At 72.3% G+C, this 18,576-nt stretch carries 19 protein-coding genes and 1 tRNA gene; 10 read left to right on the forward strand and 10 right to left on the reverse strand.

Going from position 1 to position 18,576, the window contains the following annotated elements:
* Position 1: 1 nt before the first annotated feature.
* Positions 2–1,390, reverse strand: a complete 1,389-nt coding sequence (locus tag AC57BS_RS22975) for an MFS transporter (protein ID WP_496413767.1) — start codon at positions 1,388–1,390, stop codon at positions 2–4.
* Between the two features lie 155 nt (positions 1,391–1,545).
* On the opposite strand from AC57BS_RS22975, the gene AC57BS_RS22980 reads away from it, so the two are divergent.
* Positions 1,546–3,192, forward strand: a complete 1,647-nt coding sequence (locus AC57BS_RS22980; protein ID WP_496413768.1) for a M28 family peptidase — start codon at positions 1,546–1,548, stop codon at positions 3,190–3,192.
* 55 nt (positions 3,193–3,247) lie between these two features.
* On the opposite strand, the gene AC57BS_RS22985 is transcribed toward AC57BS_RS22980, so the two are convergent.
* The 3 genes from AC57BS_RS22985 to AC57BS_RS22995 form a co-directional block, all read right to left on the reverse strand.
* On the reverse strand, positions 3,248–3,811 hold the full coding sequence (locus AC57BS_RS22985; RefSeq protein ID WP_496413769.1) for a TetR/AcrR family transcriptional regulator: 564 nt from the start codon (positions 3,809–3,811) through the stop codon (positions 3,248–3,250).
* Positions 3,812–3,845: 34 nt separating this feature from the next.
* Positions 3,846–5,318, reverse strand: a complete 1,473-nt coding sequence (locus tag AC57BS_RS22990) for a fatty acid desaturase (RefSeq protein ID WP_496413770.1) — start codon at positions 5,316–5,318, stop codon at positions 3,846–3,848.
* Between the two features lie 82 nt (positions 5,319–5,400).
* Complete coding sequence (locus AC57BS_RS22995) at positions 5,401–6,810, reverse strand: tetratricopeptide repeat protein (protein ID WP_496413771.1); 1,410 nt, start codon at positions 6,808–6,810, stop codon at positions 5,401–5,403.
* Between the two features lie 176 nt (positions 6,811–6,986).
* On the opposite strand from AC57BS_RS22995, the gene ppgK reads away from it, so the two are divergent.
* Positions 6,987–7,742, forward strand: a complete 756-nt coding sequence (gene ppgK / locus AC57BS_RS23000; protein WP_496413772.1) for a polyphosphate--glucose phosphotransferase — start codon at positions 6,987–6,989, stop codon at positions 7,740–7,742.
* Between the two features lie 21 nt (positions 7,743–7,763).
* Here ppgK and AC57BS_RS23005 read toward each other — a convergent pair whose 3' ends face one another.
* Positions 7,764–8,249, reverse strand: coding sequence for a MarR family winged helix-turn-helix transcriptional regulator (locus tag AC57BS_RS23005; protein ID WP_496413773.1), 486 nt, complete (start codon positions 8,247–8,249; stop codon positions 7,764–7,766).
* 156 nt (positions 8,250–8,405) lie between these two features.
* Here AC57BS_RS23005 and AC57BS_RS23010 point away from each other — a divergent pair, with 156 nt between their 5' ends.
* Entirely contained in the window at positions 8,406–10,490 is a 2,085-nt protein-coding gene (locus AC57BS_RS23010; RefSeq protein WP_496413774.1) for an MMPL family transporter, read from the forward strand.
* 162 nt (positions 10,491–10,652) lie between these two features.
* Here the strand turns inward: AC57BS_RS23010 and AC57BS_RS23015 are convergent, their stop codons facing one another.
* Complete coding sequence (locus tag AC57BS_RS23015) at positions 10,653–12,032, reverse strand: NAD-dependent malic enzyme (protein ID WP_496413775.1); 1,380 nt, start codon at positions 12,030–12,032, stop codon at positions 10,653–10,655.
* Between the two features lie 61 nt (positions 12,033–12,093).
* Here AC57BS_RS23015 and AC57BS_RS23020 point away from each other — a divergent pair, with 61 nt between their 5' ends.
* The 5 genes from AC57BS_RS23020 (at position 12,094) to AC57BS_RS23040 (ending at position 15,204) form a co-directional block, all read left to right on the forward strand.
* Positions 12,094–12,372, forward strand: coding sequence for a GNAT family N-acetyltransferase (locus AC57BS_RS23020; protein WP_496413776.1), 279 nt, complete (start codon positions 12,094–12,096; stop codon positions 12,370–12,372).
* A gap of 88 nt (positions 12,373–12,460) precedes the next feature.
* Positions 12,461–13,030 (forward strand): potassium channel family protein, encoded by a 570-nt coding sequence (locus AC57BS_RS23025; RefSeq protein ID WP_496413777.1) that lies wholly within the window; start codon positions 12,461–12,463, stop codon positions 13,028–13,030.
* Entirely contained in the window at positions 13,027–13,413 is a 387-nt protein-coding gene (locus tag AC57BS_RS23030) for a hypothetical protein (protein ID WP_496413778.1), read from the forward strand. The genes AC57BS_RS23025 and AC57BS_RS23030 overlap by 4 nt, the downstream gene beginning before the upstream one ends.
* A 51-nt stretch (positions 13,414–13,464) precedes the next feature.
* Positions 13,465–13,923, forward strand: a complete 459-nt coding sequence (locus tag AC57BS_RS23035; protein ID WP_496413779.1) for a DUF350 domain-containing protein — start codon at positions 13,465–13,467, stop codon at positions 13,921–13,923.
* Positions 13,924–13,941: 18 nt separating this feature from the next.
* On the forward strand, positions 13,942–15,204 hold the full coding sequence (locus tag AC57BS_RS23040) for a glutathionylspermidine synthase family protein (protein ID WP_496413780.1): 1,263 nt from the start codon (positions 13,942–13,944) through the stop codon (positions 15,202–15,204).
* Between the two features lie 4 nt (positions 15,205–15,208).
* On the opposite strand, the gene AC57BS_RS23045 is transcribed toward AC57BS_RS23040, so the two are convergent.
* Positions 15,209–15,685, reverse strand: a complete 477-nt coding sequence (locus tag AC57BS_RS23045) for a glutathione peroxidase (protein ID WP_496413781.1) — start codon at positions 15,683–15,685, stop codon at positions 15,209–15,211.
* Positions 15,682–16,317 carry a nitroreductase family protein gene (locus AC57BS_RS23050; protein WP_496413782.1) on the reverse strand — a complete coding sequence of 212 codons (636 nt, stop codon included), beginning with the start codon at positions 16,315–16,317 and terminating at the stop codon, positions 15,682–15,684. Before AC57BS_RS23050 ends, AC57BS_RS23045 begins: the two co-directional genes overlap by 4 nt.
* Positions 16,318–16,375: 58 nt before the next feature.
* Between AC57BS_RS23050 and AC57BS_RS23055 the strand changes: the two genes are divergently transcribed.
* On the forward strand, positions 16,376–17,494 hold the full coding sequence (locus tag AC57BS_RS23055) for an SAF domain-containing protein (RefSeq protein ID WP_496413783.1): 1,119 nt from the start codon (positions 16,376–16,378) through the stop codon (positions 17,492–17,494).
* Positions 17,495–17,516: 22 nt separating this feature from the next.
* On the opposite strand, the gene AC57BS_RS23060 is transcribed toward AC57BS_RS23055, so the two are convergent.
* Positions 17,517–17,825 carry a hypothetical protein gene (locus tag AC57BS_RS23060; protein ID WP_496413784.1) on the reverse strand — a complete coding sequence of 103 codons (309 nt, stop codon included), beginning with the start codon at positions 17,823–17,825 and terminating at the stop codon, positions 17,517–17,519.
* A gap of 83 nt (positions 17,826–17,908) precedes the next feature.
* On the opposite strand from AC57BS_RS23060, the gene AC57BS_RS23065 reads away from it, so the two are divergent.
* On the forward strand, positions 17,909–18,235 hold the full coding sequence (locus AC57BS_RS23065) for a hypothetical protein (RefSeq protein WP_496413785.1): 327 nt from the start codon (positions 17,909–17,911) through the stop codon (positions 18,233–18,235).
* A gap of 104 nt (positions 18,236–18,339) precedes the next feature.
* Here the strand turns inward: AC57BS_RS23065 and AC57BS_RS23070 are convergent.
* Positions 18,340–18,426, reverse strand: a tRNA-Leu gene (locus tag AC57BS_RS23070).
* Between the last annotated feature and the right edge of the window lie 150 nt (positions 18,427–18,576).

An 18,576-nucleotide genomic window follows, 5' to 3' on the forward strand; every position in this document is an offset into this window, starting at 1 on the left:
CCTAGGCAGCCGGTGTCTGGACGCGGTGCGGAATCGTGAACCACGAGACGACGCCCCCCACGACCAGCAGGCCGGCGCAGGCGATCACCGCGGAGCCGTACGCCGTGTCGAACAGCGCCGGGTCGCGGTAGTCGTCGCCCGCGAGGCCGACCGCCATGGGGAGCGCGGCGACCGCGAGCAGGGACCCGGCGCGCGCCAGCGCGTTGTTGATGCCGCTGGCGACGCCCGCCACCTCGTCGGGGGCGGCCGCCAGGACCGTCGCGGTCAGCGGCGCGACCATCAGCGCCAGCCCGAGGCCGAAGACGGTGAGCCCGGGAGCGACGTCGCGCCACCAGGTCACGTCGGGCCCGACCCGCAGCAGCCAGAGGGTGCCGACCGCCATCACCAGCGGGCCGAACGTCATCGGGATCCGCGGTCCGATGCGCTCGCCGAGCGCGCCGCCGCGGGCCGCGAGGAAGAGCATGCAGGCGGTGATCGGCAGCGTCGCGAGGCCGGCCTGGAGGGCGTTGTAGCCGCCGACCGTCTGCAGCTGGAGGACGAGGAAGAACAGGATCGCGCCGAGGGCGGCGTAGACCACGAGGGTCATCAGGTTGGCGGCACTGAAGGTCCGGTCGGCGAAGAGGCCCAGCGGCACCATCGGCTCGCGGGACCGGCGCTCGACGACGACGAAGGCCACTGCCGCGGCGACACCGCCCGCCGCCGCCCAGAGGGTCGCGGACCCGCCGGCGTCGGTCAGCGCCCACGTGGTGCCGGCCAGGGCGAGGGCGGCCAGCACGGCACCGGCGACGTCGAAGCGTCCCTGCGCCCGCGGGTCGCGCGTCTCCGGGACCCAGGTCTGCGCCAGCCACACGGTCACCGCGGCGAGCGGCAGGTTGATGAGGAAGATCCACCGCCACGACGCGTGGTCCACCAGCAGGCCGCCGACGAGTGGCCCGAGCGCGGCGGCGATCCCGCCGAGGCCCGACCAGGCGCCGATCGCCCGGCTGCGGTCCTCCGCGCGGAACGCGCCCTGGATCATCGCCAGGCTCCCCGGGGTGAGCAGGGCGCCTCCGACGCCTTGCAGCACCCGCGCGACGACGAGCACCTCCGCTGTCGGCGCGAGGCCGCACAGCAGCGAGGCCAGCGCGAACCAGACGGTGCCGATCACGAAGACCCGCCGCCGGCCGAGCCGGTCGCCCAGCGAGCCGCCGAGCAGGATCAGGGAGGCGAGGGAGAGGAAGTAGCCGTTGGTGATCCACTGCAGCTGCGCCAGCGTCGCGTCGAGGTCCTCGCCCATCGTGCGGAGCGCGACGTTGACGACCGTGCCGTCCAGGAGCGTCATCCCCGACCCCAGGGTCGCGGCGGCGACGACGGCGCGGGCGGTCGGCGTACCCCAGGAGACCGTGCTCACGCCGCAAGGCTAGGCGCCACCGGTGAGCGGACGTGCGGTCTAGAGCGACCCGCTCCGTCCTTGACCGCTTCCGGGGGCAGTCGTTTGATCGCGAGAGACGTCCGCCACCCCCACACCCCCACCCCCGACGGGCGCACGGCAGGTCAGGAGACCCCATGAACCTCTCGACGTCATCGCCCCGGCGCGCCTCGCGCGCCGCTGGCCCACTCGCGCTGGCGCTCGTCGCCGGCGTCCTCACCTGGGCCGGTGCGGCAGCACCCGCCGAGGCCGCCCCGCCACCGTCGTGCCTCAAGCGCACCAACAACACCTACGAGAAGCTTCTCGAGTGCGTCACCGTCGAGGGCGTGCGCGGGCACCAGGCCGCCTTCCAGAGCATCGCCGACGCCAACGACGACGAGTACTACCCCGGCAGCCGGGTGGCGGGCACCCAGGGGTACGCCGAGAGCGTCGCGTACGTTGCCGACAAGCTCCGTGCCGCCGGCTACACCGTCACCCTCGACCCCTTCGACTTCCAGTTCGTCTTCCCCGCCCTCCTGCGCCAGCTCACCCCGGTGACGGCGGACTACGCGACCGGCACCTTCACCGGCTCCGGCAACGGCGACGTCACCGGCACCGTCGTCCCGGTCGACCTCGCCCTCGCACCGCCGCGGGACAGCACGAGCGGCTGCGAGGCCGCCGACTTCGCCGGCCTCGACCTCTCCGGTCCCAGCGACATCGCCCTCGTCCAGCGCGGCACCTGCGCCTTCGCGATCAAGGCCGTCAACGCCCAGGTCGCCGGGGCCGAGGCCGTCGTCATCTTCAACCAGGGCAACGACCCGACGCGGGAGGGCCTCATCATCGGCACCCTCAACCCGTCCCCGGCTCCGGTCACGATCCCGGTCGTGGGCGCCAGCTTCGCCGCCGGTGTCGCGCTGTCCCAGCCCGGCGCCACGGCACGTGTCCGCGTCCTGCCCAGCGAGACCCGTACGGACTACAACGTGCTCGCCGAGATGCGCGGTGTCGTCAACCCTGACAACGTCGTGATGAGCGGCGCGCACCTCGACAGCGTCACGTCCGGACCCGGCATCAACGACAACGGCTCGGGCTCGGCCGCCCTGCTCGAGACCGCACTCCAGATGGCCAAGGTCAAGCCCGTCAACACCGTGCGCTACGCGTGGTGGGGAGCCGAGGAGGCGGGCCTGCTCGGCTCGAGGGCCTATGTCACCGACCTCTCGCAGGCCGAGCGGGACCGCATCGCGCTCTACCTCAACTACGACATGGTGGGCTCGCCCAACTACGTCCTCATGACCTACGACGCCAACGAGTCGACGTTCCCGGCGCCGGCCGGCGTGCCGATCCCGGCCGGATCGGAGGCGATCGAGGAGCTGTTCGAGGGTGTCTACACCTCCCTCGGCCAGCGCTACGACGACGCGCAGTACTCCGGTCGCAGCGACTACCAGGCGTTCATCCAGGCCGGGATCCCGTCGGGCGGCCTGTTCACCGGCGCCGAGGTCGTCAAGACCCCGGCCCAGCAGGCGATCTGGGGTGGCACGGCGGGTGCACAGTTCGACCCGTGCTACCACCTGGCGTGCGACACCTTCGCCAACAACAGCAACACGGCGCTGGACGTCAACAGCGACCTGATCGCCTATGCGGCGCTGACGTACGCGTACTCGACCGAGGACGTCAACGGGGTGGTGGGCGAGCCCGTGCCCGAGTCGGTCCCGCTCCCCGAGCCGACGGGCCCGGAGGGCACGTTCTGCACGACGGCCGGGTGCCCGTCCGGTGGTCTGCACGACGACCACGAGAGCGAGAGCGAGTGACCGGACGCGAGTGACAGGGGGACGGTCGCCGCAGCGCTGCGGCCGTCCCCTCCGCTCAGCCCCTCAGGACCTGCCCCGCCAGCCACGCGATGTCGGCGCCGGTCTTCTCCGGCGATCCCGACGGCTGCATGACGTGGCTGAGCACCACCCGGACGACCATGTCGATCGCCGGGTCGAGGTGGGCGGCGTCGATGCCCGGGGCGTACGGCGCCACCCGCGCGCTGATGACCTCCTTCGCCACGCCGAGCAGGCCGGCGGCGTTGGTCGTCAGCAGAGGGAGCAGCTCGGTGTCGGCGCCGTGGGTGGCGCTGACCACCGCGTGCAGCAGCTTGTTGGCGCGCGCATAGGTGAGCACGTCGGACACGGCCAGCTCGATCGCACCGGCGAGGTCGTCGGGCCGGGCGTCGAAGGCCCGCTCGACGACCTGGAGGAAGCGCGTCAGCTCCTCGAGGATCATCGTCTCGGCCAGCGCCGGCTTGGAGCCGACCTCGTTGTAGACGGTCTGCCGGCTCACCCCGGCCGCCTCGGCGAGGCGCGCCATCGTGACCGACGCCCACCCGGAGGAGGTCGTCATCTCGACGGCCGCCGCGACGATGCGGTCGCGGGTGGTGTCGGGCATGCGTGGAGTCTAGGAGCCCCCGGCGTACGGATCGTCAGGCGACCGAGCGCTCGGGCTCACAGGGCACGAAGTCGACCTTCTCGCGCACGCCGCAGTCCGGGCAGCACCAGTCGTCGGGGATGTCGGCCCAGGCGGTGCCGGCCGCGAAGCCCTCGTGCTCGTCGCCGGCGGCGACCTCGTAGACGTACTCGCAGCTCGGGCATCGGGCCGCGAGCACCTCGACCACCGCACCCGGCAGCGCCTCCTGGGCGGCGCGCTCGGCCGCGGCGCGGGCGGCGAACCCGGCGGCGTCGTAGCGCCGGAGGTACTTCTCACGCTTGCGCGGGCTGATGTTGGCGAGCGAGACGTCGCCGCCGAAGTGGTCGACCACGCGCTGGTCCATGACCCGGCGCCAGACGGCGGGGACGATCGCCAGGACGATCATCCCGGCGTACCCGGTCGGGAGCACCGGGCTCTCCTCGAAGTCGCGCAGCGTCTGGTAGCGCCGGGTCGGGTTGGCGTGGTGGTCGCTGTGGCGCTGCAGGTGGTAGAGCAGCACGTTGGTCGCGATGTTGTTGGAGTTCCAGCTGTGGCTGGGCAGCACCCGCTCGTAGCGCTGGCGGTCGCCCTCGCCGACCTTCTGCCGCAGCATCCCGTAGTGCTCCATGTAGTTGACGACCTCGAGGAGCGAGAAGCCGACGACCGCCTGGATCACGAGGAACGGCAGCACCTCGATGCCGAAGGCGGCGAGTACCGCGACCCAGAGCACGACCGACATGAGCCACGCGTTGAGGACGTCGTTGTCGAGGCGCCAGGGGCTCTGCTTGCGTCGGGCCAGCCGGCGCTTCTCCAGGCGCCAGGCCGACCTCAGCGAGCCCCCGACCGTGCGGGGCCAGAACTGGTAGAAGTTCTCGCCCAGCCGGGCGCTCGCGGGGTCCTCGGGGGTCGCGACGCGGACGTGGTGGCCACGGTTGTGCTCGATGTAGAAGTGGCCGTAGAAGACCTGCGCGAGGGCGATCTTGGACAGCCAGCGCTCGTTGGCCTCCTTCTTGTGGCCGAGCTCGTGGGCGGTGTTGATGCCGATGCCGCCGATGCAGCCGATCGAGACGGCCATGCCGATCTTGTCGAGCGTCGACAACGGCTGGTCAGCGAGCAGCCCGAAGTAGTCCCAGCCGCCGACCACGGCCATCGCGCCGAGGAAGCCGGCGTACTGGATGGGCAGGAAGAGGTAGGTGATCCAGCGGTAGTAGCGGTCCTGCTCCAGCGCCTCGATCACGTCGTCCGGCGGGTTGGAGCGGTCGAGCCCGGCGACCAGGTCGATCGTCGGCACGATGCCGAGGATCACGATCGGACCGATCCAGAACCAGACGCTCCAGCCGGTCGCGAGGTAGCCGCCGAAGGCGACGAACGCCAGGCTCGGCACCACCAGGCCGATCAGCCAGAGGTAGCGCTTGCGGTCCTTCCAGAGCTCCGTCGTGCCCTCGGGCACCGTGCCGCTCGGGGCGAGTCGGGTGGGGTAGCCGGCCATGATCAGGACCTCCTGCCGTGGGGTTTACAGGACCATACGATCTGTAAACCTCGTTGACAAGAGGTGACTTTCTGTCAAGCCGTCAGTCCTGTGCCTCCCACCTGGCCAGCGCCCCGCGGGCGCGTCGGAGGAGGAGCTCGTACGCCTCCGGCTCGTCGGCGCCGAGGCCGGTGAGCAGGTCGACGGCCTCGCGCACCCACGCCCGGCACTCGTCCGGGTCGCCGCCGGCGAGGGGGCGACAGCGCTCCGCGCACTCCAGCAGGATCTCGGCGTACGTCCCGCCGAAGCCGCTCGGGTTCGCCGCCGCCGCCCGCCGCCCGGTGTCCACTGCATCGCGAGATGCAGCCAGGCACTCGGCGTCCAAGCCGGCCGCGGCACCGGCCTCCGCCAGCGAGTCCAGGGCGCCGGCCAGCCACGGTGCGGTCGCGACGGGGTCCCCGGCGTACAGCCTGCTGAGGCGGTCGACGGCCTCGCGGCCCGTCACGACCCCGGCCTCGGGTCGTCCGGACACGGTGAGCATGTGGCTGTGCGTCCCGAGGGCGTTGGCCAGCCTGCGCTCCTGGGCGGCGGGGTGCTGCTGGTGGAGCCGACGCCTCAGCTCCACGGACCGGCTCGCGAGCACCTCGGCCGCCTCGGCCCTCCCCAGCCGGTCCAGCACGATGGCCTGGTTGTTCAGGCTGTCGGCGAGGTCCTCGAGGTAGCTGGCCGAGTGGCGGGCCAGGCGCTCCCTGATCTCGAGGGCCTCCTGCCCCGGACCTTCGGCCTCGTCGGGCCGACCCTGTTCGAGGTGCATCAGCGACTGGTTGGCCAGCGCCACGGCCAGGTCCGCCGACGCTGCGGTCCCCCCGACGGCAGCAGCGAGCCTGAGCTGGTCGACGGCCAGCGCCTGCACGGAGACCGCCTCCCGCCAGCGCCCGTTGAGGCGGAGCAGGACGGCGAGGTTGACCAGCCCGTCGACGAGCGCGGGGTCGCCCAGGTCCGGGCCGCCGGCGCGGGTCGGCGCGCCGCGCACGAGCTCGGTCGCGACTGCCAGCCCCTCCTCGTGGCGACCGGCCTCCATGAGCAGGGCGGCGCGGTTGAGGAGCGCTCGCGCCCGGTCCGGCCACGGCAGCCGGGCGCGCATCGTCACCACCTCGGCGCTGATGGCGTCCGCCTCGTCGAGACGGCGCAGCCGGGTCAACGCGTTGGCCAGCAGCTCGAGGGAGTCGGACAGGCGCGAGAGCTGGTCGGAGTCGAACGCACCGCGCTCGCGTCGGGCCGCGGCCGAGGCCCGCGCGGTCTCCGCCGCCTCCTCCCACCGCCCGGCGTCGAAGAGGACGTGGGCACGGGTGTGCACGAGGTCGGGCCGGACGAAGGGCGCCGCACCGAATCGCAGCCGCTCGGCCAGGGCCAAGGCCTCCTGGAGGGTGGCGAGGGACTCCTCGAAACGTCCGTCGCCCGCGAGCTGGAGGGCGAGCCCCTGCAACGCCGCGACCCTGGCCACTCTCCCCATCGACGCCTCCGCCCCCGACCGACCACGCACGCCCCCGCGAGCGTGATGGACGGAGGCTAGTGCCGGGGAGCGGCGACCGTCAGGCGTTCCGGTCTGGTCCCGGCCGCATCGCCGGCGTGTCTCGTCGGGTGTTGCCCCCGTCACACCGTCGCGCGGCTGGCGATAGGTTGTGCGCCATGGAACACCCCTTCGGCATCGACTTCGGCGGCACGGGCATCAAGGGCGCCCCCGTCGACCTCGCGGTCGGCGACTTCGCCGACGACCGGGTCCGGATCGACACCCCCAAGCCGGCGACCCCGCAAGCGGTCGCCCGGGTCTTCGGCGAGATCGTCGGCAGCTTCCCCGTCTCGACGAGGCCCGTCGGGGTGACGGTGCCGGGCATCGTCCGCCGGGGCGTCGTGCTGTCAGCCGCCAACATCGACAAGTCGTGGATCGGCGAGGACGCCGACGCGATCTTCACCGAGGCGCTCGGCCGGGAGGTCCACGTCGTCAACGACGCGGACGCCGCCGGGCTCGCCGAGGCCGAGTACGGCGCGGCGAAGGGCCGCGGTGGCCTCGTCATGGTCATCACCCTCGGCACCGGCATCGGCTCCGCGATGATCTGGAACGGCCAGCTCGTCCCCAACTCCGAGATGGGCCACCTCGAGCTCGACGGAGCGGTCGCCGAGGTCACCACGGCCACCAGCGCGCGCGAGCGCGAGGGGCTCACCTGGGAGGCGTGGTCGGAGCGCCTCACCGCCTACTTCCGCCACCTCGAGCGGCTGTTCTCCCCCGACCTGTTCGTCGTCGGCGGCGGCGTCAGCAAGTCGTGGGACAAGTTCGGCCACCTGATCGAGGTCGAGACCGAGATGGTGCCCGCGACCCTGCAGAACCGCGCCGGCATCGTCGGTGCCGCGCTCGTCGCCCACCGCAAGGCCGGCAGCCCGGACTGAGTCCCGTACGGCTCCTCGGGCCTACGGCTCCAGGACCCGCTCGAAGGCTGCGGCGGCCCCGCGCAGGTAGCGCTCGACGACGGCCTTCTCCTCCTCGCTGAAGGAGGCGTCGTGCCGGTCGAGCGCGGCGAACATCGGCATCAGGTGGCCGACGACCTCGCCGCGCCCGGAGTCGGTGATGTGGAGGTCGGTGCGCCGGCGGTCGAGCTCGTGCGGACGGCGCTCGACGTGGCCGCGGGCGACCAGGCGGTCGACGATGCCGGTGGCGGCCGCCGTCGACACCTCGAGGCGTCGCGCCACCTCGGCGGGACCGATCTGCTCGCGGCTGAGGTGCTCGAGGGTCACCAGCTCGGTCTCGCTCAGACCCGCCCGGCGGGCCACCACGTGGGTGACCCGGCTCCCCGCCGCGACGAGGTCGCGCAGCGCCAGGAGCGTCGGCGGCTGCGCGCGTTCCTGACCGCGCTCGACCCACGCGGGGGCAGCGTCGGGCTGGTGCTGGTCGGTCACGCGAGTGCTCTCTGATGGGTGTCGGGTTCGGGTGCGCAGCGGCGCCCGGGGTGGCGGTGCCTCGGCTTGCCACCGTACCCAGTCTACCGCTAACTTGATAAGTAACTTGGTTAGCAATTACCTTCCCTAGCGATCTCTCCCAGCCCGAGGATTCCCGTGTCCCACCACATTCCCGCGCCCGCTCGCGCCATCGCCGGTCCTCGCCTCGCGTGGCTCGTGGCGCTCGTACCCCTGCTGATGGCCCTCGCCGTGATCGCGTTCCTGCCCGAGGGCGAGCGGGAGGGGTCCCCGGTCGACACCCTGCCCGCGGGTGCCGACAGCACGCTCGCCGTCGAGCTCGCGGAGCAGCTGCCCGAGGACGAGGGCCAGGTCGCCATCGTGCTGTGGACGGCCGAGTCCGGTGAGCTCGACGAGTCCGTACGCGGCCAGCTCACCGAGCAGGGGGTGGCCCTCCTGGCCGCGGCCGGCGGCGAGGGCCAGGGCGGGGCTCCCGACGGTCCGCCCGGAGGCGAAGGCCAGCAGTCCCCCGTCGTCGTGTCCGAGGACGGGACGGCCGCGTTCGTCGCCGTCCCCGTGACCTCCACCTCGGCGACCGACAACATCGACCGGGTCGAGGAGCTCCGCGAGCAGCTGCGCGACGACGCCCCGGACGGCGTCGAGGTCCAGGTGACCGGGCCCGCCGGGATCCAGGCCGACATCGGGCAGGTCTTCGACGGCGCCGACATCCGGCTGCTCGCCACCACCGCCGCGATCGTGGCGTTCCTGCTGATCATCACCTATCGCAGCCCGGTCCTGTGGCTGGTGCCGCTGGCCGTCGTCGGCATCGCGGACCGCCTCGCAGCCATCGTCGCCACCAACGTGCTCGAGGTGGTGGGCGTCGCCTGGGACGAGTCGACCGTCGGCATCCTGAGCGTGCTCGTCTTCGGTGCGGGCACCGACTACGCCCTGCTGCTCATCTCCCGCTACCGCGACGAGCTCAAGACCACCGACTCGCGCCACGAGGCCATGGCACGGGCGCTCTCGCGCACCTTCGAGGCCGTGGTGTCCAGCGCGACGACCGTGGTGCTGGGCCTGCTGACCCTCCTGCTCTCCGCGATCCCGACGACCCGCGGTCTCGGGCTCGCCTGCGCGATCGGCGTCGTGGTCGCCGCGACCTTCGCGCTCGTCGTGCTCCCCGCCGCCCTGGTGCTGTTCGGCCGGTGGGTGTTCTGGCCGCGGGTGCCCCGCGTCGGCGACCCCGTGCTGGTCGACTCGCGCGGCGTGTGGCGCCGCGTCGGCGACGCCGTGGCCCGTCGCCCGCGCACCTTCGTGGTCGGCACGGTGGCCGGTCTCGCCCTCCTCGCCGTCGGCACCACGTCGATCACCACCGGCCTCGACCCGGCGGACCAGTTCCTGCAGCGGCCCGAGGCCATCGCGGCCGCCGAGCGCCTCGGCGAGTCCTTCCCCGCCGGCACCTCCGACCCGGTGCAGGTCGTCACCCGCGCCGAGCCCGAGCAGGTGCTCGCCGCCGTGGAGGCCGTCGACGGGGTGGACTCCGCGCGGATCTCGACCAGCGCCGACGGCATCTCCCGGATCGACGCCGTGCCCGACGCGGCACCCGGCAGCGACGCCGCCCAGGCGGTGGTGCTCGACGTCCGCGACGCGGTCGCCGACCTCGACGACACCCACGTCGGCGGGGGTGACGCCGAGGCGCTCGACGCGGCCGACTACGCAGCGAAGGACCGGCTGCTGATCCTCCCGCTCATCCTGCTGCTGGTGCTCGGCGCGCTCCTGTTGCTGCTGCGCTCGGTGGTGGCGCCGCTCCTGCTCGTCGCGACCGTCCTGGCGACGTACGCCGCGAGCATGGGCGCGTCCTGGTGGCTGTTCCAGTGGGTCTTCGACTTCCCGGCGATGGACACCGGGGTGCCGCTCCTGGCGTTCCTGTTCCTCGTCGCGCTCGGCGTCGACTACAACATCTTCCTCGTCACCCGCGCCCGCGAGGAGGCACGCGAGCACGGCACCCGTACGGGCATGCTCCGCGCGCTGACCGCCACCGGAGGTGTCATCACCAGCGCCGGCATCCTGCTCGCCGCGGTCTTCGCCGTCCTCGGCGTGCTGCCGCTGGTCGTGCTCGCCCAGCTCGGCGCGATCATCTTCGTCGGCGTGCTGCTCGACACGCTCGTCGTCCGCACGGTGCTGGTTCCCGCCCTCGCGCTGACCCTCGGCGAGAAGTTCTGGTGGCCGCGCAAGGTGACCGGCTGATCCGGGGGCGGGGCCGGGCCTCCTGGGGACTCCCCGCTCGAGCGGGGAGTCCGTCACCTGCAGGCCTTCACAACCCCCACGAAGTGTCGGACTTCCCCTCCAAGTCGCCCCTCACGCCGGCGCCCCGCGACCCGTACGGCGCCGCGCGGGCGCCGGCGTACGTCAGGACTCGCGGCCGCTGATCGCGGCGGCGACCCGCTTGGTCACGTCGGGGTGGAAGACGCTCGGGATGATGAAGGCGGCGTGCAGCTCCTCGGCGCTGACCGTGTCGGCGATCGCCTGGGCCGCGCGCAGCAGCATGTCGACGGTCACCTCGGAGGCACCCGCGTCGAGCAGGCCGCGGAACACCCCGGGGAAGGCGAGCACGTTGTTGATCTGGTTGGGGTAGTCGGAGCGACCCGAGGCCACCACCGCGGCGTGCTTGTCGGCCTCGGCGGGGTCGATCTCCGGGTCGGGGTTGGCCAGCGCGAAGACGATCGGGTCCTCCGCCATGGTCGGGATCCACTCCGGGGCGAGGATGCCGGGGGCGGAGACGCCCACGAACACGTCGGCGCCGGCGAGCACCTCCTGCAGCGAACCGGTCGCGCGGCGCGGGTTGGTGGCGGCGGCCAGCTCGCGGTGGGCCTCCGACAGGGTGTCGTCGTCGGCCGAGAGCGCGCCCTCGCGGTCGACCACGACGACGTCGCCCGCCCCGGCCGCCAGCAGGAGCGTGACGATCGCGGTGCCGGCGGCGCCGGCCCCGGAGACGACGATGCGCACGTCGGCGAGCTCCTTGTGCACGCAGCGCAGGGCGTTGGTCAGCGCGGCGAGCACCACGATCGCGGTGCCGTGCTGGTCGTCGTGGAAGACCGGGATGTCGAGCGACTCGCGCAGCCGACGCTCGATCTCGAAGCAGCGCGGCGCGGCGATGTCCTCGAGGTTGATGCCGCCGAAGCCGGGCGCGATCATCTCGACGGCCTTGACGATCTCGTCGGTGTCCTGGGTGGCCAGGCAGATCGGCCACGCGTCGATGTCGGCGAAGCGCTTGAACAGCGCCGCCTTGCCCTCCATCACGGGCAGGGCCGCGCCGGGCCCGATGTTGCCCAGGCCCAGCACCGCCGAACCGTCGGTGACCACGGCGACCGAGTTGCCCTTGATGGTGAGCTTGCGGACGTCCTCGGGGTTGTCGTGGATCGCCATCGAGACGCGGCCGACGCCGGGCGTGTAGGCCATGGACAGGTCGTCGCGGGTGCGCAGCGGAACCTTGGAGGTGACCTCGATCTTGCCCCCGAGGTGGAGCAGGAAGGTCCGGTCGCTGACCTTGTGGACCTTCACCCCCTCGACGGCGTCGACCGCGGCCACCAGCTCCTGGGAGTGGGAGGCGTCGGCAGCCGAGCACGTCACGTCGACGACGAGCCGGTCGTGGCGCGACTCCGCGACGTCGATCCCGGTCACCACGCCACCCTCGTGGGAGATCGCGGTGGCGACGGCCCCGACGACGCCGTGGTCGGGGGCGGTGTACAACCGCATGGTGATCGAGTACGACGACGCGGTTGCTGCCATGCCCCAGACCCTCCCCCGCTCGCAGGGTTACGGGCAAGTCACCTCGGTCTAGGCTCGGGTTGTGGACACAGAGTTCATCGACAGCCCCGACCACCACCGCTACGAGCTGCGCGCCGGCGACGAGCTGGTCGGCTTCATCGACTACCGCCTGCACGGCGACCTCGTCCGTCTCATGCACACCGAGGTGCTGCCCGCCTTCAACGGCCAGGGCCACGCCGGCACGCTCGCGCGCTCCGCGCTCGACGACGCCCGTGCGCGCGGCCTGTCGGTGGACCCCGTCTGCCCCTACGTCGCGGCCTACCTCGACAAGCACCCGGAGTACGCCGACCTGGTGCCTTGACCCGGCGCGGCCTCGCGGGGGTTTGCCCGGCCGGACCCGGGGAAGTCCTATAGTCGCCGCGACAGCGCGGGGGAAACGGGGGTACGCCATGGCCGAGGTGGCCGACGAGGTCGACGAGGCGGACGCGGTCGTCGCGCGACGACTCGGGTTCGTCATCCGTCCGTTGCAGGCGCTGGTCAACGCGCCGCACCTGCTGGTGCTGCTCATCGTCGGCATCTGGGTGGCGTGCTCGCTGGTCTACGCCCTGCTCGAGGACAAGGGCCCGATCGAGGGCCTCTGGTGGGGCATCGTCACCGGCTCGACGGTCGGCTACGGCGACTTCTACCCCGCCACGACGACCGGTCGGGCCGTCGGCGCGCTCCTCATCGTGTCGATGCTCGTGCTGGTGCCCATCGCGATCGGCCACGTCATCGCCAACCTCGTCTTCGACAAGGAGTCGCTCGCCGTGGCGACCGTCCTCGAGGACGTGCACGAGCGCATCGACCGCCTCGAGCACCTCACGCTCGCCTCGCTGGAGGCGCAGCACGGTCGCGAGTGGCTCGAGCAGCGGCTCGCCGAGCACGAGGCCGCGGACGCGGCCACCGTCGACGTCGCCGAGCAGATGCTCGCGATGTTCCAGCCCAAGCACGACCAGGACCCCTCCGGAGGCTCCCGATGACCACGCCCACCCGCCGCCGCATGCGCTCCTCCAGCATCTCGCTGGGCATCACCGCGCTGATGGCCAGCAGCCTCACCGGGTGCTCCTCCAGCGCCGACTACGCCGCGGTGTGCGTCGACCCCGAGACCCAGGAGCGCGTCGACGACGACCAGTGCGACGACGACTCCGACTACAACGGCGGCGGCTCCGGCTTCTTCTGGTACTACCTCGGCGCCAGCTCGCGGATCCCCGCGGTCGGCCAGACCACCTCGGGCGGCACCTTCAGCGGGAGCTCGCTCAACGGCACGGTCCAGCGCGGCGGCCTGCCCACCACAGGCGGCTCCACCGTCAAGTCCGCCACCACCAAGGGCGGGTTCGGCGGCAGCTCGCGCGGCTTCGGCTGAGCCACCCGCCCGTCCCGACCCACTCGTCAGCCCCGCTCCCAGGAGACCTTCGTGACCGACCTGATCAACGCCCTGCTGCACGCCGTCGCCTACGCCCTCGTCGGCGGCGCGATGCTCGTCGTCGCCTACTACGTCCTCGACCTGGCCACCCCGGGTCATCTCGGCACCCACCTGCGCGGCGTCGACGAGAACGGCAACGAGTCGGTGCACGCCCACTCCAAGGGCGCCGCCGTGGTGACGTCGGCCTGGCTGGTCTCCAACGCCGCGGTGCTGTTCACCGCGATCTGGACCAACGGCGCGACCTCCCTCGGCTGGGCGCTGGGGTGGACGGTGTCCTTCGGCGTGGTCGGGATCGCCCTCAACACGCTGATGTTCTTCGCCGTCGAGGCGATCACCCCGGGCAACCTGCGCCAGATCGTCACCGAGCCCGGCCCCGTACGCCCCCTCGCGCACGTCGCGGCGGCCGTCGCCCTCTCGGTCGGCGCCATCGTGTGCGCCAGCATCGCCTGAGCGGGCAGGGACCGACAGATGTGGCGGCACCGGTCGCGGGCGCGTGAGGGCTGGCGCGACACCGTCGTGGAGCAGGGGCTGGTCTTCCCGGTCACGAAGATGCCCGACGGCTCCGAGCTGCCCTACTGGAACGAGGACGCCTGGTACGAGGTGACCATGGAGGAGGTCGAGGCCCTCGAGGCCGCGACCGAGGAGCTGTGGGCGATGTGCCTGCAGGCCGTCACCCACATGGCCACGACGATGACCGACGAGCGCCTCGGCCTGCCGCCCGGCTCGCTGGAGGTCGTACGCCGCTCCGTCGAGGCGGGCGACCCCGCCCTCTACGCGCGCTTCGACCTGGCGTACGGCGCCGACGGGTCGATCAAGATGCTCGAGATCAACGGCGACACCCCCACCGGACTCGTCGAGACCGGGATCATCCAGTGGAACTGGATGGAGGACGTGATGCCGGAGATGGACCAGTGGAACTCCGTCCACGACCGCCTCGTCGCCGGCTGGCGCAAGCTGCGCCGCTCGGGCCACTTCGACGGCGACCGCCTGCACTTCCTCTACGACCTCGGCGAGGAGGACTCCTACGACGGCGGCGAGATGGAGATGACGGTCCACTACCTCATGGACACCGCCGTCCAGGCCGGCTGGCTCGCCCTGGCCCACCCGGTGGCCGAGGTCGGCTGGAACCCCGACACCCGCGACTTCCGCGACGTCCACGACGAGCCGCTGCGCAACGCGTTCAAGCTGTACGCCTGGGAGGAGATGCTCGCCGAGCCGTTCGGCCGCTTCGTCGTCGACCGGGCCGAGGCGCGGCCCACGAAGTGGATCGAGCCCGCATGGAAGGTGCTGCTCAGCACCAAGGCGCTCCTGCCCGTGCTGTGGGAGCTCTTCCCGCGCCACCGCCTGCTGCTGCCGGCCTACTTCGACGAGCCGCGCGACCTCGACCGCTGGGTCGCCAAGCCCCTGCACGGGCGCGAGGGCGACAACATCCGCATCCACCTCGACGACATGCTCGAGGACGTCGTGATGCCCGGCGGCTACGGCGCGGAGGGCTGGGTCTACCAGGCCTACACCGAGCTGCCGAGCTTCGAGGGCAACCGCGTGGTGCTGGGGTCGTGGATCGTCGACGGCGAGGCCGCCGGGATGCTGGTGCGCGAGTCCGACACCATGGTCACCGACTACTTCTCCCGTGTCGCGCCCCACGTGATCAGCGACGGGCTGACGCCCTCGGAGGCGCAGGTCGCGCAGTGGCTCGCCGAGCGGGTCGGCCCGGACGCCCCGACCCTCTAGCGCGTCACAGCGCCTTCTCGATGTCCTTGCTGAGCTTCTCCGGCTCGGTGGTCGGGGCGTACCGGTCGATGACCTGGCCGTCGCGGCCGACGAGGAACTTCGTGAAGTTCCACTTGATCTTGCTGCCGAGCAGGCCGCCCTTGGCGTCCTTGAGCCACTCGAAGAGCGGGTGCGCCTGGTCGCCGTTGACGTCGACCTTGGAGAACAGCGGGAACGTCACGCCGAAGTTGCGCTCGCAGAACTCCGAGATCTCCGCCTCGCTGCCGGGCTCCTGGTTGCCGAACTGGTCGCACGGGAAGCCGAGCACGACCAGACCCTGGTCGGCGTACGTGTCCTGGAGCTGCTGGAGGCCCTTGTACTGGCCGGTGAAGCCGCACTGCGAGGCGGTGTTGACGACGAGCACGACCTTGCCGTCGTACTGCGAGAGGTCGGTGTCGGTGCCGTCGATCGCGGTCGCCGAGAAGTCGGAGAGAGTGGTCATGCCCCAGAGTCTGCCAGCGGCGCTGTCACGCCGGACTCGTCGTACCGGCCATGGCACACCCACTCCTCCAACGGCTTGCGCACACGGTCGCGGTGGTCGCGGGCGGCGGTGCGCTCGTCGACCTCGGCAGGGTCGCCCGGGACGCCGACCGCGATGCCGGTGAGCAGCTGGTGGGTGGCAGGTACGCCGAGGGCCTCGGCCAGCGCGTCGTGGTCGAAGCCCGCGAACTGGTGGGCGTGCAGCCCCATCGCGGTCGCCTGGAGGGTGAGGTGGGCCGCGGCCTGGCCCACGTCGTACAGCGCGTAGTCGCTGAACGCCGGCGCGTCCGCCTCGTCGCCGGATCGCACGTGCGCGGCGGTGACGAGCACGACCGAGGCGCGGGGCACCCACCCGGAGTTGCCCCGGCTCAGGGTCGCGACCAGCCGGTCGTGGTTGGCCGTGCCGGGCACGCACACGAAGAGCAGCCACGGCTGGCTGTTGCCCGCGCTCGGCGCCCACTGGGCGGCGTGCAGCAGGGTCTCGATCTCGTCGTCGCTCAGCCGGTGCGCGTCGTCGTACACGCTCGCGCTCCAGCGTGACCGCATCGGCTCGGCGAGGCGCTCGGCGGAGGGCTGCGGTGCTTGCTGGGTCACGGCGGCGAGTATGCCGATAACGAGGTCGCGTCCGGTCGGCCGGTGCTTCACTGGACCGATGTACGGGGGTGCGGCACGGGCGGGCCTGTGCGCGGTGGCGCTGACGGTGTGCCTGTCGGGCGGGCTGTCCGCGTGCGAGGAGGAGCCCGCGCGGTCCGGTACGGCCCGCGAGTCGGCCGCCGCAACGCAGGAACCCGACCCAGTGCAGGCCGCTGACTACGACGCGTGGCAGCCGACCTACCGCGACGTACGCGCGGCGACGGCGGACGACGTCCTGGAGCTGCGCGAGCGGGTCGCCGGGCTCGCCGCGACGTCGTACACAGTGCAGGTGCCGGCCATGGGCATCGAGATCGCCCGGAGCCCCGAGCACGTGACGGTGTCGATGGGGGCCGGGACGCCGGACGTCTACGAGCTGCACCTCGATCCCCGTGTGACGGGCGGCGGCCCGTTCGACATCGGCCCCTTCGTCGTCTGCTCGGTCGCGGACGACTCCTGCACCGCGGTCGGTGGGGAGCAGCCGAGCAACGGCGGTCCGCACCTGTTCAACAACGGCATGGACGCCTTCGTCCTCACCTCGGGCACCATCGTGCGGGCCCAGGGCTCGGTCGCCGACGCTCTCCTCGCGACCGACGTCGACGAGGCGTCGATGGCCACGGTCGACTCCCCGACCGGTCCGTTGGACTGCCTCGTCTCGGGTGGAGCGGCCCGCCATCACGAACACCTCGAAGGACAGGCGCTCGCGCTCGAGTCCGACCCGGTGCGGCGGGACGACCGCGAGCCGTTGTCGACGACCTGCGTGGACGAGCGCGGCCTGGTGGTGCTCGCCCTGCCGTCGCTCGTGACGCCAGTCGTGCCGTACACCTCGTTCGAGGAAGGGGTGCCCGACGACTTCGACCAGCACCCCGAGCCCGTCCCTTACGGCACCTCGCCGTCACCGACGCCGACGGAGTCCGCGACGACGGACGCCGAAGGCATGCAGGAGGTCCTCGTGGCGGCGGGACCGATCGGCGCGGGCGAGTCGCTGGCCGACGCCCAGGCGGCCGGCCGCTTCGAGCTGACCTTCGTGCTGGGCAGCGAGCTGCTGCCGGGCGCGGTCTCGTCGACGTCCGGGCTCGACGGGGTCGCGGTGCGCGACATCGGCGAGGGAGAGCAGATCACCGCCGACCTGTTCGGGTGAGGTGCCAGCTGACGAGCAGCCCTCACTCGTCGAGGGCGTCCAGCTCCACCAGCGCCGACTCCCAGCGCTCGCGTCGTTCTGCGGCCGTCTGCTCCCACCACGGCGTGCCCCGCTCGCCGAGGCCGACCTTGGCCAGCCGGGTCCGGTGGCGGGTGGCCGCGAGCTCGGCGTCGTCGCGCGCCGTGCGTACGCCCGACCGGCCGCGGCCGAGGTGGGACTTCAGCCGCGCGAGCTCGTCGGCAGGGATCGCCGGATCCGTACGCCGCCAGCGGCGTCCGTCGACGACCAGCCACTTCTCGTCATCGGTCGGGGAGTCGGTCGGCTCGGCCATCCCTCGATCATGGGCCAGCCAGCCCCCGTGCCCAAGGCACTTGGGCCCTTCCGGGCGTCACCCACCGGGAGGACCGTGGAGGCATGACCACGACGGGCCGTCACGACGACTCGGCCCGGGAACGCGACGGGCGCGCCCTCGGCTGGGCATCCGGGTTGGCCCTGCTCGTCGCGCCGTGGGTCGTGGCAGGGATCCTCGCCACCGCGGTCACGATGGTGGGACCCGATGGCTGGGACGCCGAGAGCACCTTTCCGTGGGTCCTGCTCGCAGCCTTCTCGGCCGGCATCGGCTGGATCATCTATGGAAGCGCGAGGATCAGCGGGTTCCGGCACGGAGCCGTCCCCGGCACCGCGATCGCCCTGGTGACGATCGCCGTGGTCTACGGCCTGTCCCGCGTCGTGGGCGACTGACCGGGACGAGGTCGGGACGGTTCAGCCACCGCCTCGATCGTGAGTGCTGGAGACCCGGGGAAGCACGAAGGCCCCGGATCTGGGTCCGGGGCCTTCGAAGGTGGTGGTGCGCGAGGGGGGAGTTGAACCCCCACGTCCTTTCGGACACACGGACCTGAACCGTGCGCGTCTGCCTATTCCGCCACTCGCGCGAGAAGCGGGCTCAGGCTACCCCACGCCCGACGTGGCCTCCCAATCGCCCGGAGGTCATGGTTGTCGCCTCGTCCGTACGACCGGGCGCCATGACGTACGCCCATGACGTCATGGCCGCCGGCGGCCGGGGCGACCGCCCGCCATGACGT

It is taken from the genome of Nocardioides sp. BGA-UO-ETr-FS32 (assembly GCF_059567905.1).

What these genes read in the sequence shown, in the direction of transcription:
- AC57BS_RS23015 (WP_496413775.1), bottom strand. Translation starts at nt 12,032, where the DNA reads ATGGCAGCAACCGCGTCGTCGTACTCGATCACCATGCGGTTGTACACC.
- AC57BS_RS23030 (WP_496413778.1), top strand. Translation starts at nt 13,027, where the DNA reads ATGACCACGCCCACCCGCCGCCGCATGCGCTCCTCCAGCATCTCGCTG.
- AC57BS_RS23025 (WP_496413777.1), top strand. Translation starts at nt 12,461, where the DNA reads ATGGCCGAGGTGGCCGACGAGGTCGACGAGGCGGACGCGGTCGTCGCG.
- AC57BS_RS23060 (WP_496413784.1), bottom strand. Translation starts at nt 17,825, where the DNA reads ATGGCCGAGCCGACCGACTCCCCGACCGATGACGAGAAGTGGCTGGTC.
- ppgK (WP_496413772.1), top strand. Translation starts at nt 6,987, where the DNA reads ATGGAACACCCCTTCGGCATCGACTTCGGCGGCACGGGCATCAAGGGC.
- AC57BS_RS22980 (WP_496413768.1), top strand. Translation starts at nt 1,546, where the DNA reads ATGAACCTCTCGACGTCATCGCCCCGGCGCGCCTCGCGCGCCGCTGGC.
- AC57BS_RS22990 (WP_496413770.1), bottom strand. Translation starts at nt 5,318, where the DNA reads ATGGCCGGCTACCCCACCCGACTCGCCCCGAGCGGCACGGTGCCCGAG.
- AC57BS_RS23045 (WP_496413781.1), bottom strand. Translation starts at nt 15,685, where the DNA reads ATGACCACTCTCTCCGACTTCTCGGCGACCGCGATCGACGGCACCGAC.
- AC57BS_RS23040 (WP_496413780.1), top strand. Translation starts at nt 13,942, where the DNA reads ATGTGGCGGCACCGGTCGCGGGCGCGTGAGGGCTGGCGCGACACCGTC.
- AC57BS_RS22995 (WP_496413771.1), bottom strand. Translation starts at nt 6,810, where the DNA reads ATGGGGAGAGTGGCCAGGGTCGCGGCGTTGCAGGGGCTCGCCCTCCAG.
- AC57BS_RS23065 (WP_496413785.1), top strand. Translation starts at nt 17,909, where the DNA reads ATGACCACGACGGGCCGTCACGACGACTCGGCCCGGGAACGCGACGGG.
- AC57BS_RS23055 (WP_496413783.1), top strand. Translation starts at nt 16,376, where the DNA reads ATGTACGGGGGTGCGGCACGGGCGGGCCTGTGCGCGGTGGCGCTGACG.
- AC57BS_RS22985 (WP_496413769.1), bottom strand. Translation starts at nt 3,811, where the DNA reads ATGCCCGACACCACCCGCGACCGCATCGTCGCGGCGGCCGTCGAGATG.